Source organism: Hydrogenobaculum acidophilum (assembly GCF_054656715.1).
The window spans coordinates 54,621-69,100 of the sequence record NZ_BAAHXP010000005.1 but is presented as its reverse complement, the minus strand read 5'-3'; the positions used below and the strand labels follow the sequence as shown (position 1 = coordinate 69,100).

Annotated in this window: 17 protein-coding genes; 15 read left to right on the top strand and 2 right to left on the bottom strand. The window is 34.7% G+C overall.

The features are described 5' to 3' along the window. Window positions 1-37 precede the first annotated feature (37 nt). The 15 genes from ACYQZV_RS04210 to ACYQZV_RS04140 all read left to right on the top strand — a co-directional run bounded on the left by ACYQZV_RS04210 (window position 38) and on the right by ACYQZV_RS04140 (window position 13,287). Complete coding sequence (locus ACYQZV_RS04210; protein WP_459893529.1) at window positions 38-670, top strand: C40 family peptidase; 633 nt, start codon at window positions 38-40, stop codon at window positions 668-670. 45 nt (window positions 671-715) lie between these two features. Next, on the top strand, window positions 716-1,825 hold the full coding sequence (locus tag ACYQZV_RS04205) for a L,D-transpeptidase (RefSeq protein ID WP_459893527.1): 1,110 nt from the start codon (window positions 716-718) through the stop codon (window positions 1,823-1,825). Window positions 1,826-1,855: 30 nt separating this feature from the next. Then, entirely contained in the window at window positions 1,856-2,326 is a 471-nt protein-coding gene (ispF, locus tag ACYQZV_RS04200) for a 2-C-methyl-D-erythritol 2,4-cyclodiphosphate synthase (protein ID WP_459893525.1), read from the top strand. Next, on the top strand, window positions 2,296-3,051 hold the full coding sequence (locus tag ACYQZV_RS04195) for a patatin-like phospholipase family protein (RefSeq protein WP_459893523.1): 756 nt from the start codon (window positions 2,296-2,298) through the stop codon (window positions 3,049-3,051). The genes ispF and ACYQZV_RS04195 overlap by 31 nt, the downstream gene beginning before the upstream one ends. Before the next feature lie 121 nt (window positions 3,052-3,172). Beyond that, window positions 3,173-3,796, top strand: coding sequence for a c-type cytochrome (locus ACYQZV_RS04190; protein ID WP_459893521.1), 624 nt, complete (start codon window positions 3,173-3,175; stop codon window positions 3,794-3,796). Window positions 3,797-3,858: 62 nt separating this feature from the next. Next, complete coding sequence (locus tag ACYQZV_RS04185) at window positions 3,859-5,256, top strand: Do family serine endopeptidase (RefSeq protein WP_459893518.1); 1,398 nt, start codon at window positions 3,859-3,861, stop codon at window positions 5,254-5,256. A gap of 1 nt (window position 5,257) precedes the next feature. Further along, window positions 5,258-6,091 carry a diaminopimelate epimerase gene (dapF, locus tag ACYQZV_RS04180; RefSeq protein ID WP_459893516.1) on the top strand — a complete coding sequence of 278 codons (834 nt, stop codon included), beginning with the start codon at window positions 5,258-5,260 and terminating at the stop codon, window positions 6,089-6,091. After that, entirely contained in the window at window positions 6,091-6,507 is a 417-nt protein-coding gene (locus ACYQZV_RS04175) for a hypothetical protein (protein ID WP_459893514.1), read from the top strand. The genes dapF and ACYQZV_RS04175 overlap by 1 nt, the downstream gene beginning before the upstream one ends. A gap of 62 nt (window positions 6,508-6,569) precedes the next feature. Further along, on the top strand, window positions 6,570-7,781 hold the full coding sequence (locus ACYQZV_RS04170) for a (Fe-S)-binding protein (RefSeq protein WP_459893511.1): 1,212 nt from the start codon (window positions 6,570-6,572) through the stop codon (window positions 7,779-7,781). 81 nt (window positions 7,782-7,862) lie between these two features. After that, the gene (locus ACYQZV_RS04165) at window positions 7,863-8,705 is read left to right on the top strand and encodes a menaquinone biosynthesis family protein (protein WP_459893509.1); all 843 of its coding nucleotides are present in this window, start codon (window positions 7,863-7,865) and stop codon (window positions 8,703-8,705) included. Between the two features lie 12 nt (window positions 8,706-8,717). Then, window positions 8,718-9,362 carry a hypothetical protein gene (locus ACYQZV_RS04160; RefSeq protein WP_459893507.1) on the top strand — a complete coding sequence of 215 codons (645 nt, stop codon included), beginning with the start codon at window positions 8,718-8,720 and terminating at the stop codon, window positions 9,360-9,362. Window positions 9,363-9,379: 17 nt separating this feature from the next. Further along, entirely contained in the window at window positions 9,380-9,805 is a 426-nt protein-coding gene (locus ACYQZV_RS04155) for a phosphatidylglycerophosphatase A family protein (protein ID WP_459893505.1), read from the top strand. 14 nt (window positions 9,806-9,819) lie between these two features. Next, on the top strand, window positions 9,820-12,417 hold the full coding sequence (locus ACYQZV_RS04150) for a diguanylate cyclase (protein ID WP_459893503.1): 2,598 nt from the start codon (window positions 9,820-9,822) through the stop codon (window positions 12,415-12,417). Between the two features lie 25 nt (window positions 12,418-12,442). Then, window positions 12,443-12,727: a hypothetical protein gene (locus ACYQZV_RS04145; protein WP_459893501.1), complete on the top strand. Its 285-nt coding sequence runs from the start codon at window positions 12,443-12,445 to the stop codon at window positions 12,725-12,727. Window positions 12,728-12,729: 2 nt separating this feature from the next. Further along, window positions 12,730-13,287 (top strand): thiamine phosphate synthase, encoded by a 558-nt coding sequence (locus tag ACYQZV_RS04140; RefSeq protein WP_459893499.1) that lies wholly within the window; start codon window positions 12,730-12,732, stop codon window positions 13,285-13,287. Here the strand turns inward: ACYQZV_RS04140 and ACYQZV_RS04135 are convergent. Both ACYQZV_RS04135 and ACYQZV_RS04130 read right to left on the bottom strand, forming a co-directional pair. Then, entirely contained in the window at window positions 13,284-14,078 is a 795-nt protein-coding gene (locus ACYQZV_RS04135) for a PDZ domain-containing protein (protein WP_459893497.1), read from the bottom strand. The genes ACYQZV_RS04140 and ACYQZV_RS04135 overlap by 4 nt on opposite strands. Then, window positions 14,075-14,431, bottom strand: coding sequence for a hypothetical protein (locus ACYQZV_RS04130; RefSeq protein ID WP_459893494.1), 357 nt, complete (start codon window positions 14,429-14,431; stop codon window positions 14,075-14,077). Before ACYQZV_RS04130 ends, ACYQZV_RS04135 begins: the two co-directional genes overlap by 4 nt. Window positions 14,432-14,480 lie beyond the last annotated feature (49 nt).

Here is a 14,480-nt window from a genome sequence, read left to right as displayed (position 1 = left end):
GAAATATATATAATCAATATAATAAAATGAAGAAACTATGAAAAAGGTAAGATATATAGGGGTGTTTTTAGCGGGTTTGGTTCTAGCGTTTAATGTCGCTTATGGAAGCGAATTTGTAAGTCCTATAAGACAAATAATAAATTACCATAAGTATGGGCAGGATATTTACAAAGACCCAATACTTAACATTATTCAAAAGTCGAAGGTAGAGCTTAAAAAACCACAAACTATTTCAGAGCTTGTAAGGTATAGCATAGGGGAATCCCCCATTCCTAAGAAGATAATATCAGATAAATTTGATAAGAAGCTAGTAAAGAGGCTTATCGCCATAGCTAAACAATATTTAGGTACCCCTTACAGATTTGGCGGTACTTCTAGATATGGTATAGATTGCTCTGGTTTTACAATGAAGGTTTTTGATAAATTGGGTATAAAACTTCCAAGAACTGCCTCAGAGCAAGCTCATATGGGAAAGCTTGCTATAAATTTAAAGCCTGGAGATCTGCTATTTTTTAAAACATACAGAAAGCACCATCCCGGCCATGTGGGTATATATATAGGTCATGGCCTTATGATAGATGCTTCTTCTGCTTACGGGAAAGTGGTTATAGAGCCTATAAATCAACCTTATTTTAAGAAGCACTTCTTATTCGCCAAAAGTTTGTTTTGAAGTTTGTTTTATAGGTTTTTTATAATGAATTGTTATATTTAAAATATGGATAATATTGGGAGTAGATTATTCTTTTCCTTGTTACTTTGTTATACGTTTTCTTTTGCTGCAAGTATGCCACGATTTACAAGTATACCACGCACCACAAGTATACCACAATTTACAAATCTATCACGTGGTATGGTCTTGTTTAGGCCTATTCCTATACAAGCCTATGAGGAGCTAAAACCTGAAATGTATAAGGTAAATGTGAAAGTTGTTCCAGTATCTTATTATCCAATGCCAAAAGTGAAATATAGCAACCCTTCAAATGCTATAAAAAACGTAGGAAAAGGGAAAGAGCCTGAAACAATGATAGGGACACATTTTGAAAACACTGTGTTCATAAAAGATAAATTTCTTATAAAAAATATAGACTATCTTTATAAAATGGGATATTTACCGTTTACGGTGAAGAATTACAAAGATTACAAAGATGGATATAGAGTTATTTTAAAATGGGATGCTAAAACTGTACCGCCAAAGCTTGTAGCGTTAAGTATTACTAGCAAAAATAGCATACTTTATAAAAGCGCCATTTTAAGATTTATGAGAGATGATGATATAAAATTTAACCCTAACAATACAATGTTAGCCAATATTATTTTGAATCAGGCTTATAAATCAGGTTTTAAAGCTAAAAAGCCTTTTGTGTGGGTTTATGTAAATCAGCATATACCTCAAAAGGTTTATGTATGGGAAAATGGTAAGTATGTGTTTGAAAGTTTAGCAAACACTGGCGTTATGGGTACTACAAATTCTGGTACTTATATGGTTTATCTTAGATTTAGAAAAACTGCTATGAAGGGAACTTTTCCAGGTACAAATAAAACTTACAATGATCCAGATGTGCCTTGGGTAAATTATTTTTATCGTGGCGAGGCTCTGCACGGTTTTCCAAGAAGAAGGTATGGTTATCCACAATCTGCTGGTTGCGTGGAGCTTCCTATTCCAAAAGCTAAAGATTTGTATAAGATTTTGTATAAGTACGCGGTAGTTACCCTTTCTCATTACGATAAAAGATATTTAGCCACACATCCTTATAAAAGCGTCAAAAATATAAGCACTGAGCAGGCGTCTTTCAAGCCTATAAATCCTTTGAGACTTGGCTTTTAATAAATATTTAACAAGTGTTATAATTTTTACATGTATAGAATAGGTATAGGTCAGGATGCTCATTACTTTGAAGATGGAAGAAAATTATACCTTGGGGGTGAAGAATTTGATGTTGGGTATGGTCTAAAAGGTCATTCGGATGGAGATGCTCTTTTGCATGCTATCACAGACGCAATATTGGGGGCTTTAGCTCAAACAGACATAGGGACTATTTTTCCGGATAAAAGCAAAGAAAATAAAAATAGAAATAGCGTAGATTTTTTAAATAAGGCGTTGGAAATTATGTATGATATGGACTATAGCATTGTAAATTTGGATTGCAATATTATAGCAGATAGACCAAATATATCTAGCATAAGAGACAAATTGCTAGAGAGTCTTTCTAAGCTTCTAAGTGTACCAAAATCAAACATTTCAATAAAAGCTAAGACAAAAGAAGGTTACAACAAAGAAGACAGTTTAGAGGTAGTATGCATAATACTTTTACAAAAGATGATATAGGCGTTTGTTTATCTGGGGGTGTAGCAAGAGGCGCAGCCCATATCGGAGTTTTACAGGCTCTTTTAGAAAAAGGGTTTAAAATAAAAGCAGTTTCTGGTGCCAGCGCTGGAGCTTTAGTAGGGTTATTTTTCGCTAGTGGCTATAACCCTACTGATATGCTATCTATCTTAAAATCTATAAACTGGTACACCACATTTACTATAGGAAAAGGAGGCCTTTTAGGTTTTAAAAAGGCTTTTAATATTATAAGAAGTTATATACCTTACAAAGATATAGGAGATTTGCCAATATATTATAGCGCCAGTGTATTAGATTTATTTTCTGGTAATACTTTATATTTAGATAAAGGGGACCCGGCATCTATAGCGCTTGGTTCTTGTGCTTTGCCATTTGTATTTGAGCCAGTATCTTATAAAGACATGCTTTTGGTAGATGGGGGTCTTACAGATAATTTACCCGCTAGTCCGCTAAAAGCTAAATATCCTAGTTTAAACATTGTCTGCTCAGATATAATGCCAAATGTCTTAGTTAAAGAAAATTTAGGTTTAGTGGGGAATTTTTTGAGGTCTACTTTTCTTATAGCAAGAAGAAATATGGATTTTCAAAAGAAGTTTTGCGATGCATATTTAGAACTCCCTGTTAGCCATATAAGCTTTATAAATTATAAGAAGTTTGATGAGTTATATAATATAGGCTATAACTACACTGTGAAATTTTTTAGTTAAATTTTATAAAATTTTTATATTTCATAGTTTTTATTTGTACAAAAGTGCTTTATATCATAGCTTTTTGATTGTAAAATAAGTTATTATATTAGATAATTTTTATTTTTAGGAGGTTTTAAGAATGAAGAAGACACTTTTAGGTGCTGCAGTTTTAGCACTAGGCCTTGTGGCATGTAGCCACCAACAATCTAGCGAGTCATCATCTTCATCATCAGAGCAATCTGCCGCTACAACACCTTCTACATCATCTTCTACACCATCTTCTTCCTCTACAACTTCTAGCCCTACATCTACAACCACAGCTTCATCATCTTCAGCTGGGCAAATATGTTCTGGCACTGGTGCCCAACAAGTATGTGCTAGTGCATCTTCTATAAACCAAGATGACGCTAAAAAGTTGGTAGCTATGGCTGGTACAAAGGGATGTTTGGCTTGTCACGCTGTGGATAAGCAAGTGGTAGGTCCAGCTTGGATAGACGTTGCTAAAAAGTACGCTGGTAAACCAAACGCTGTAGATGAATTGGCAAAGGCAATAAAGAACGGCAACCAAGGCATATGGGGTGCTGTACCAATGCCAGCTCAAACATCTCTTAGCGATGCTGATGCTAAGAAGTTAGCTCAGATGGTATTAGCTCTTTACAACAAAAATTCTAGCTCCACATCTACTTCAAGCTCAAGCTCATCTTCTTCTAGCAAGGAAAAGAACAATAAGAAGGAAGAAAAAAAGACTGAAAAGAAAGGTTAATTTAATATTTATTTACCTTCCCGTTGAGGGAGGGTTATTCCTTTTTTTAAAGGGGTGTTAATATGAAGAGAAGTTTATTTTTTATTGCATTAGCCTTATCTATGCTAGGTTCTACTACAAACGTTGTAGCTGGTCCTGTATTGGAGCAATTTCAAAAAGAAGTAGAACAAATAGTAGACAAGGTATCGCCTTCAGTGGTTACAATTTACGCCACTCAAATAGTTAAAGCTCCTTTAAATACTCAGCTATTTCCAGGATTTCCGCCTTTCATGATGCCAGGTATACCAACACCAGAAATTCCTGAAAAGGAGAAAGATTTAGGCTCCGGTATTATAATTAAATATATTCAATCTAAAAATGCTTTCATAATTTTAACAAACAATCATGTAGTAGGAAATTCAAAAGATGTAATGGTGAAATTATCTAGGACTATAGAGAGGAAAGCTAAGGTTTTAGGTAGAGATCCAAAAACAGATTTAGCAGTGTTGGAAGTTAGTGCTGAAGGTATAGAGAATCCTGAGTCTAGAGTTGCTACTCTTGGTGACTCTTCTCATGTTAGAATAGGGCAGCTTGTAATAGCTATAGGAAACCCATACGGTTTTAGCAGGACTGTCACAATGGGGGTGGTGTCCGCTTTAAATAGAAGATTAGGTTTGTCTCAGTATGAAGATTATATACAAACTGATGCCGCTATAAACCCAGGTAACAGCGGAGGACCTCTTATAAATATAGAAGGTAAGGTAATAGGAATAAATACCGCTATGGTGAAGGGTGGTCAAGGACTTGGCTTTGCTATACCTATAAACTTAGCTAAGTGGGTTTATCATCAGATAATGGAGCATGGCAAAGTTGTAAGGGGATGGCTAGGTGTATCTATACAACAAATAACACCGGAGATGGCTTCTTCTTTAGGTGTGAATTATGGTGCGATAGTTGCTCAGGTATTTCCAGGTTCTCCTGCCCAAAAGTATGGGTTGAAGGTAGGCGATATCATAGTTTCAGTAGACGGCAAGCCTTTAGAAAGTATAGATGAGCTACAGTTTAAAACAATGGAATCCCCACCTGGTACTGTTTTGACGCTTGGTGTTATAAGAAACCACAAGCTAATTACTTTGAAGGTGAAAACTGCTAAGATGCCAAGCCATACAAATACTATTGGCGGTGTTGCTACAGAAGCTAAAGATTTGGGTCTCATAGTAAGACCTTTAAATCCTCAAGAGCAAAGACGTTATGAGGTAAAGGGCGGTCTCTTGGTGGAGGATGTGCTTATGGGTTCTCCAGCTTATGATGCTGGTATAAGGGCTGGGGATATTATCCTTAGTATAAATTTACACAGGATTTATACAAAGGCTCAGATGAATGATATATTAGAGCGCCTTATAGCCGAGCATAAGAATACGGCTACATTTCTGGTAGATAGAAATGGTCAGAACATCTTTGTAACGGTAAGACTAAAATAATATGCTTATATCAAAATATCAAGGTTCTGGAAACGATTTTATTATAATAGACAATAGGGATAATTTTGTATACAAAGAAGTAGAAGCTTTAGGGTTAAGTATACAAGAGTTTGTAAAAAAGATTTGTGAGCAGCATGTTTCTGTAGGGGCTGATGGTGTTATTCTTATAGAAAAAGCCAAAAATCCAAAAAACCATTTTAGTTGGGCCTTTTTTAATGCTGATGGTTCTTTAGCTGAAATGTGTGGCAACGGCTCTCGCTGTGCTGCTAGGTACTCTTACGAAAAAGGCATAGCTCCTAAAGATATGGTGTTTGAAACCTTAGCCGGTGAAATAGAGGCTCACATTATAGACCAAAGGAGGGTGAAGGTTCAACTTACACCCTATCATTCATATCAGAAAGATATAGAGGTCAAAACAGAGTATGGTGTTTTTAAAGGGCATTTTGTAAATACGGGCGTTCCTCATTTTGTGGTGTTTGTGGAAGAAGATGAATTAGATAAGTTGGATATAGAAAAGATTGGAAGAGCCATAAGATATCATGAATATTTTGCTCCTAAAGGAACAAACGTAAATTTTGTGGCTAGGACAAAAAATGGGGCTTTTAGGGTGAGGACTTACGAAAGAGGCGTAGAAGGAGAAACCCTTGCTTGTGGTACAGGGAGCGCAGCTTGTGGCATAAATGCTTACCTTCTTGGTTTTTCGGCTTCTAACATAGTAGATATTATTACAAAGTCTGGTGAACTTTTAAAAATAACAATAGAAGATGATAAAGTGTTTTTAGAGGGTCCCACTACGAAAGTGTTTGAAGGCATGCTCTCTTACGAGATTTTCTAATGGAGCTTTATTTTTATCTAGATACTTATGTAGGTGAATACCTTATTAACTTTTATATGGTATCTTTTAAGCTTCTTGATTTAGATTCTGTGGAGATTACAGATTTCTACGGTTCTAAGCTTATATCAAACATTCTGGACTGGGATACCTTTAGCTCTTCTGTTGGAAACATATATCTTCTTGAATATGGAGACCCTATTCAGAGATTCTACAATATAGAAGAAGCCATAAGGACTGGATACGATATTATATTTGAGATAGCAAAGTCTTCTGGACAACATCTAAAACCAAGGCCTGTAATTGGAGTGGGCTACCCACCGCTTTTTTTAATTAAGAAACTTTATCCAACGTTATTTGAGGATATGATATTGAAAGAAAGTATTGACGAGTTTTTAGACCAAATATTATTTACGTAAAAATATAAAAGTTTTATGATTTTACTAAAAGCCATATACTAAATAAAAAATATATTTAAAGTATGGAAAAGCATTTTGAAATACCTATAGATTTGTTACAAAAATGTGTAAGATGTGGTCTTTGCAAGTCAGTGTGTCCTACATATAGAGTAAACGAAGAAGAAAGAAGCTTTGCTAGGGGAAGGCTTGCTTTAGCTCAAATGGTGCTGTCTGGAGAGTTGCCTCTTACAAAAGATGTGGCAAGACAGTGGGATGAGTGCGCTATGTGTAGAAGATGCGAGTGGATTTGCCCAAACAACGTAGAGTATAAAGAAATAATGTCAAAAGCAAAAGAACTTCAATCAGAAAAGCTTGGAAAAGACCCGTTTAAATATACTGCTTTGAGCGCTCTTGAAATGATGCAAACCAGTGCTGGTAGGGCTGTTGTTAAAATGATGGGTTCCTTGCTTTCTTTGATACCGAAAAAAGAGTTAAAAACATATATACCATCTGGTATTAACGGAGCTGTTAAATTTATGCCAAAGCCCAGTAAAGATGCTTTTAGCATAAGAGGACAGACTTTCAAAACCGATAAAACCTCTTCTAAAGGTACATTGTTGTTTTTTACAGGATGCATGGTGGATGCTTTTTATACAACTACTGGCAAAAACGCTATAAAGGTTTTAAATAAGGTAGGATACGATGTGATAGTGCCTAAGGATATAAAATGCTGTGGGGCTCCTCATCTTTATTCTGGAAACATAGAAGCTTTTTCTCATCTAAAAGCAAAAAACCAAGAGGAAATATCAAAATATTCTTTTGACGGGATAGTGGTGGTTTGCCCCACTTGTGGTGGGGCGCTTCTAGAAGATTATGGGTATAAAAACGTTTTAGACTTTGCAAGTATAGTGGCTTCTTCTAACGATTTGGTATTAAAATCTAAGCAAAAAGAAACCGTTACCTTCCATGTCCCATGTCACTCTTATAGCGCTATGAAAACACCGGTTTCAGACTTTGAGAACACTATAAAAAAGATAGAGAACGTAGAGTATAAGAAAGCTTCTAAGGCTCAAAGTTGTTGTGGTTTTGCTGGGCTTTTTTCTATGAAAAACCCAGAGTTATCTACTGCTATTCAAAAAGAGAAGATGGAAGACTTTAGGTCTACGGAGGCGAAATATGTATTGAGCGCTTGCCCTGGGTGTGTTTTACAGTTAAACGACGGCAACCTAAAGTTTGGGAACAATCAAAAAGTTATGCACATAGCGGATTTTGTAGCTGATAATCTTGAAGATTAGTCTGCTTGCTTTTAATAAATCGCCTTGAATAATTTTTGTTTGGTTTATAATGTTTATATTAGTAATTTTTAAGGAGACGTTATGGAGAAAATAATTAGAGTGGCTCACAGCCCAGATTCAGACGATGCTTTTATGTTTTACCCAATGGTAAAAGGTCTTATAGATACTTATGGTTTTAAAATAGAACACGTTTTAAAAGATATAGAAAGTCTAAACGAAGATGCCAAGAAAGGAACCTATGAATTGTCTGCTATATCCTTTCACGCTTACCCTTATGTAGCTGATAAATATTATGTTTTACCAAGCGGTGGAAGTGTGGGAGAAGGATATGGGCCTATCGTAGTAACAAAAGAACCCATCGATAGTATAAAGGGAAAGATAGTAGGAATTCCCGGTGAACTAACTACGGCTTATTTGGTTTTGAGGCTTTTTGAAGAAGATTTTAAGCCTGTTGTGATGCCCTTTGATAAGATACTGGATGAGGTGGAAAAAGGTACAGTAGATGCTGGTCTTGTAATACACGAAGGACAGCTCACTTACAAAGATAAAGGTCTTTATAAGTTTGTGGACCTTGGTGAAGATTGGCAAAAAAAATACAATTTACCGCTTCCTTTAGGATGCAACATAGTAAGAAAAGACCTTGGTTTGGATACTATTAAAAAACTTGAAAATATTATGAGAGAAAGTGTAAAAAAAGCTTTGGAAATAAAGAGAGAAGCGCTAAGTTATGCCATAAACTATGCAAGGGATTTAGAGGATGACGAAGCTAGAGCATCTACTTTTGTAAGTATGTATGTAAACCAGAGGACTATAGATTATGGAGCTGACGGTAAGGAGGCTGTGAGGCTTTTATATAAGCTTGGTAAGGAAAGAGGTATTATAAAAGCAGATATACCAGATGTTATTTTTACAGATGAACTTTAAAAGGAGAGTTTTATGATTTTGCAAAAAATATACGATGAAAACATCGACAACGACATAAAAAGCCTTTTTGAGGCTTGGCCAGAGATATCGCATGAAATCACGGTAAAATCCGTGAAGGTGGGTGATGATACTATAAATATAGTACATATAAAAACAAAAGATGAGGACTTTGAAAAGTCTGTAGGGGTATTTGAAACAAAAGAAGAGGCTATGGGCGCTTTTAGAAGCTTTGCATACGAGCTTGGTTTTGAGGAGTATCCAAAAAATATAGCTATTTTGCATTCTGATTTTGATGGCGATAAGTTGTTTCTTCTTTTAAAAGCCAGAAACGATGACAACATACAGAAATTTGACCAGCTTAGCGTAGAAAAGCTCACAAAGGAGCTTCCAAACTATCAAAGGGTTGTTATATACCAAAGTGCCATTTTAACATATTTAAAAGATGTTTATCCAGCTATAGATAGCATAGCTTATGTAATACCTCATAAGTTATCAAGCATAGGCTGTCCTACGCCAGAGCTTCAAGATTTGGCTAAAATATACGGTGTTCCTTTGAATAACAAAGAGGATGAGATAAGGCTTATAGAGAAATTGTTGGAAGACCATAGGGGTCTTTGCAAGGATAAAAGTTTGCCACCGGTAGAAATACCTTTATGAATTATAAGGACATTTTTTTGAAAGTTGTAGCCACTGGTTTTGGACTTGGCAAATCTCCAATAGCTCCAGGAACTGTGGGTAGTCTTAGCGCAATTCCATTTATATATTTATTTGGCAACAGCATTTTTGAAAAGCTTTTATTTTTGATAATGTTTATACCTCTTGGTGTTTTGGCTTCTCAATACATTATAGATATTACTCAAAATCCTGATCCTGATGAGGTGGTGGTGGACGAGTTGGTTGGTTATTTTATCACTATGATGTTTGTACCACACACCTTTTTGTGGATGGTGTTAGGTTTTATTGTTTTTAGGTTTTTAGATATAACGAAACCTTTTGGTATAAGAAAGTTGGAGACACCAGATGGTGTTGGCGTAATGCTGGATGATATCGCTGCTGGGTTTTTGGGAGCTGTATTGCTTTATGTGTTAAAACTTTTATGAATTATACTGTTTCTTTGGCTTTAAGGAATAAGGAAGTCGTAGATTTTTTAAAAGTTGATGCGAATGCACCAACAACATATGTAATAAAGCTGATGGCAGACGCCGATAAAGACTACGCTGTTGTTGTTGAACAAGACAAAGCTGTTGGTATTTTCTCTGAGTCGGATGCTCTTAGAATAAAATATGAGAACAAAGATTTAAGTACTAGTGTCTTAGAGTACGCTTCAAAACCGGTTATAACAGTCAAAACCTCTTACAATCTATTTGAGGCTATAAATTTGATGATTGAAAACGATATATCTAAGCTTGTTATAGTAGATGATAAAGATTGTCCAATAGGAGTTTTATCCCAAAGAACTCTAATAGCTACTATAGACCAAGAGATGTTGAAAAGGCACAAGTTTGTTAAAGATGTTGTAAAGCGTAGAGGGTTGATAAGTCTTTATCAATTTGATACTTTGGATAAGGTTCTTAAAACAATTGTTGAGAACAAGATAAGGGCCGTGGTAATAGTAGAATCTGGTTTGGCTGTTGGTATAATAACTCAAAAAGATTTAACTAAGTTAATATCCTTGGGCGTGGATTTAAGTACTAGCTTAATAAAAGATTATATGAAGCGCCCGGTGGTTACGTGTAAGCTGGATACTCCTCTTATAGAAGTTTCAGAGATGATGGCTAGGTTTAACATAAGAAGGCTTGTGGTGGTGGATGACGATGATAAGCCAATAGGTGTTATAACTCAAGGAGATATTATAAGAAACCTCGAAGAAAAATACGAAGAATATGTAGAAAAGAAGCTTAAGCATATTAGATTCATGTTAAATATAATGCAAGACCCAGTATTAGAAATTATAGATGCTGGAGTTTTTAATCCATCTTCTGGTGTGATAGTATGGCAAAACGAAAGTGCGAAAAGTATCTTCGGGAATTTTCTAGGCAAAAATATAAATGAAATTATAGATATATATACGTGGAAAAGCATCTATGAAAAGCTTAGAAACGATAAAAGCGTAAACTATGAACCTATTTTTATTAAAGATAACATATATCACATATCTTGTGTTTATGTTGAAGATGAACCCAAAATAATAGATGGAAGAATTAAAATTTTATTTAAGGATATTACAAAAGCTTATACATCAGAAATAGAATTAAAAAAAATAAATAAGCAATATAAAAGTATTTTGGATGCTATGGATGATATGGTCATAATCTATGATGCTTATGATTACAAGATAAAGCTTATCAACAACTCAGTTGTAGAGCACCTTGGATACTCCAAAGAAGAGCTTTTAGGTAGAAATTTTTTTGAGATTATACTAAATTCGGAAAATGTGATAAAACGTTTTATAGACCGGATACTAAAAGAAAATAAAAAAGTGGTGGGAAGAAGAGTCTATATAAAAAAAGACGGTAGTTTTTTGCCAGTGCATGTAGTAGCAACAAAGGTAGAATTTGAAAATCATACTACCAAAGAGCATATACTTGTGGTGGCGAGGGACATATCAAGAGAGCTAATTATAGAAGAAAAATTAAAAAATACAAACAAAGATTTAAATACTCTTTATTCTTTTATAACAGACCTTTCTAAAGCTCATAAGGAAGATGAAGCTTACGATATTTTTATACACTATCTTAAAAGGTTGGGAGTAGAGTATGTGCATATGTACAAACTAAATCCTTCTTTAAATAAAATAGTATCTTCTTATCTGTTAAAAGCCAAAAACATATACCAACCTCATAACGATAGCGATATATGGGAAGATTGTCTTGAAGACAACCCATCTTTATGCAAAGTAATTAAATCTGGTGTTGATTTATCTGTTAAAAATGTAAAAACAGATTACGGTTGCCCCATGGCTAAAGTTGGGTCTTCTGTAAAATCTTACATGTGTGTACCTATCTTCTTAGGAGGTGTTTATATAACAAACGCCACCGCTATATTTACTTTAATGTCCTCTAAAGAGAATTTTTTTGACGATGAGACGAAAAGAAAGATAAATAAATTTGTAGAGGCTCTTGTTCCAGTAGTAAGCAATTTAAGACTTATAGAGATAAATAGAGAGCTTTCTATAAGAGATCCTCTTACAAATGCATACAATAGAAGATTTTTAGACGAGATTTTAGACAAAGAATTTAAAAAGGCTGCTAGACGTCAAACAAAGTTGTCTATTATAATGTTAGATGTTGATAATTTCAAAAAATTCAACGATACATATGGTCATCGGGCTGGTGATATAGCATTGCAACACATTTCAAATGTGGTTCAGGAAAATATAAGGGCTTCAGATATTTTTGCTAGATACGGTGGCGAAGAGTTTGTAATAGTGCTTCCAGAGACCTCAAAGGACAATGCTGTTGAAATAGCAAATAGAATAAAAGAGGCGTTATCTAGTAGGGTGTTTTATATAGATGCCGTAGTAGGCTTACCTTCTTTTGATAGCGATTCATACACGCCCCATGAGGCATCTTCTAAATACTTTATAACCGCGTCTTTTGGTGTAGCTACCTTTGATGACGATGCCAAAGATTTGGAAGAGCTTTTAAAAGTGGCAGACATGAGGCTTTATAAGGCAAAAGAGCTTGGCAAGAATAGGGTTGTATACGAGTAAAAGATTACAGTTTTAGGAGGTATATATGGATATTTTAAAGCGTTACATCATTGAGCTTGTTATTTTTGTAACCTCTTTTGGGTTGTCTGTAATGGCTATGGGTTTTTTGGCGGATAGGAATTTTATATTTGGGAGTCTTTTTATGTTTATGCTGCTTCTTTTCCAAGTTTTCGTGATTTTAGGGGCAAAAGGAGACAAAGAGTTTCCAAAAGCTTACGATAAGGATATCAAAGATGTGGGGCTTTTCAATGCGCTCATGCTTATATTTTTCGGAGTTTTTGCCGCAGGTATCGTAATGTCTTTAGTGTAGCTATGGGTTTATCAAAATATCTTGCCATAGTGGATGTCGATGTTTTTAAAGATGATATTTTATTAAAAGCTCAAAACATAGTAAAAAATTATAAAGCTGATATTATGCTTAGGGCTAAGCATCTTAAGGGGAAATATTTTTATGAGTATGCCCTAGCGTTAAGAGATATAGCGTCTTCTAACGGAGTTTTATTTATAATAAATGAACGTTTTGATATTGCTATGGCGGTAAAGGCTGATGGTGTGCACCTTCCTTCAAACGCTTTGGATGTAGCTGTTGTAAAGCAAATATGCAAAGATATGATAGTAGGATATTCTGCTCATTCAAAAGAAGATGTGTTTGAGGCTTTTAGCAAAGGAGCCAATTATGTGACGCTTAGTCCTATTTTTCCTACAAAAAGCCACGAAGACGCAAAACCTCTTGGTTTAAACTATTTGAAAGATGTAGTGAAATCTTCTAAAAAGCCTATTTTTGCACTTGGTGGTATTACGAAGGAGAATTTAAAGGATGTATTAGAAACCGGGGTTTACGGTATAGCTTCTATAAGATTTTTCCTTTAATCTACCTTGTAATAAAGGGTTATAGGCACATTGTCTCTTAGTATTTTTACATTGAAGCTGTCGCTGTTTCGTAGAGTGCCAAGTATTCTAAAGGCATCTTCCGGAGAATTAAGTGTTTCATTGTTTATTGATAATAGTATATCTCCTGGTCTTATACCCATCTGTGCAAACAAAGACCCTTGTTTTACGCTTTTAAACATAAAACCTTTTGAAGTCGGTACAAGGTCTATATCGCTAAACATCTTATATGGATTTGATGTTATTTCAAGAAGCTCGTTTCTACTTATCGTATAAGTATTTTGAGAAGAGCCACCAGACAGTAGCTGTTGTAAGGAAGGAAGCCCGGATGGTGTTTTGATAGAGTTGTGGTTTGTTTGCTCTCCTTTGGAAAGCTTTAGGGTGAGTGTTTTACCGTTTTGACTTGCTATTATATAAAAAGGTTTTATCTGTTCTATGGTAAACCCACAGAAACTATTCCCTACCATAAGTACTTTTTTACCGCAACTGGAGTTAACCAGTACCATTGAATATGCTGGGTTTTGACTATAAGCTATAGCTAATACAAACATGTTTGAATTTGAGCTTGTTGATTGAGTTTTATTTTGACTTGGTTTAAACTTTTCTACTGCTTCTATCAGCGCGTTTTTGTTAAAAGAGTTTGTTAATGTTGGAGTTTCTTGGTTTAATACGTATTTTAAGCTTTTAAGATTGTAATAAAAAGCCGATATACTTATAAATACTATAGTAAAGCTAAACATTAATATTAAAGGATTTATGGAAATTTTTTTCATGGACTTATCTCCATATGCACGGTAAAGTCTTGTTTTCCTGTGTAGTCTTCAGCTTTTAGAAAGCTTATTCTAAACCCATCGTTTTCTATTTGATAGACTATGTTTGCAAGAGTTATTATGTTTACGTTTGAAGCTTTTACGTTGTAAGTGCCATTTTCGTATTTTATGTAATCTAACTTTGTGTTTGAAAAAATAGACCTAACGTATCCTTCATTTAATGTTTTTGTTTTTGGCTTGCCGTTTTTTATAAGAAAGTTTATATGTTCATACTCTGCTATATTGTTGTATAATTTCTCTTTTTTATGGGTGATACTTTTAAAAGCTATGAAACATATACTTATGAGACATAACATATAAATAACGTACCTTATTTTGTAAAAGAAAATTATATATTTTTTGTAG

Bases quoted from the DNA above. Each gene is read 5' to 3' on its own strand.
- ACYQZV_RS04195 (WP_459893523.1), top strand. From the start codon at position 2,296: ATGCATAATACTTTTACAAAAGATGATATAGGCGTTTGTTTATCTGGG.
- ACYQZV_RS04160 (WP_459893507.1), top strand. From the start codon at position 8,718: ATGATTTTGCAAAAAATATACGATGAAAACATCGACAACGACATAAAA.
- ACYQZV_RS04185 (WP_459893518.1), top strand. From the start codon at position 3,859: ATGAAGAGAAGTTTATTTTTTATTGCATTAGCCTTATCTATGCTAGGT.
- ACYQZV_RS04165 (WP_459893509.1), top strand. From the start codon at position 7,863: ATGGAGAAAATAATTAGAGTGGCTCACAGCCCAGATTCAGACGATGCT.
- ispF (WP_459893525.1), top strand. From the start codon at position 1,856: ATGTATAGAATAGGTATAGGTCAGGATGCTCATTACTTTGAAGATGGA.
- ACYQZV_RS04130 (WP_459893494.1), bottom strand. From the start codon at position 14,431: ATGTTATGTCTCATAAGTATATGTTTCATAGCTTTTAAAAGTATCACC.
- ACYQZV_RS04170 (WP_459893511.1), top strand. From the start codon at position 6,570: ATGGAAAAGCATTTTGAAATACCTATAGATTTGTTACAAAAATGTGTA.
- ACYQZV_RS04210 (WP_459893529.1), top strand. From the start codon at position 38: ATGAAAAAGGTAAGATATATAGGGGTGTTTTTAGCGGGTTTGGTTCTA.
- ACYQZV_RS04205 (WP_459893527.1), top strand. From the start codon at position 716: ATGGATAATATTGGGAGTAGATTATTCTTTTCCTTGTTACTTTGTTAT.
- ACYQZV_RS04175 (WP_459893514.1), top strand. From the start codon at position 6,091: ATGGAGCTTTATTTTTATCTAGATACTTATGTAGGTGAATACCTTATT.
- ACYQZV_RS04190 (WP_459893521.1), top strand. From the start codon at position 3,173: ATGAAGAAGACACTTTTAGGTGCTGCAGTTTTAGCACTAGGCCTTGTG.
- ACYQZV_RS04135 (WP_459893497.1), bottom strand. From the start codon at position 14,078: ATGAAAAAAATTTCCATAAATCCTTTAATATTAATGTTTAGCTTTACT.
- ACYQZV_RS04140 (WP_459893499.1), top strand. From the start codon at position 12,730: ATGGGTTTATCAAAATATCTTGCCATAGTGGATGTCGATGTTTTTAAA.
- ACYQZV_RS04145 (WP_459893501.1), top strand. From the start codon at position 12,443: ATGGATATTTTAAAGCGTTACATCATTGAGCTTGTTATTTTTGTAACC.
- dapF (WP_459893516.1), top strand. From the start codon at position 5,258: ATGCTTATATCAAAATATCAAGGTTCTGGAAACGATTTTATTATAATA.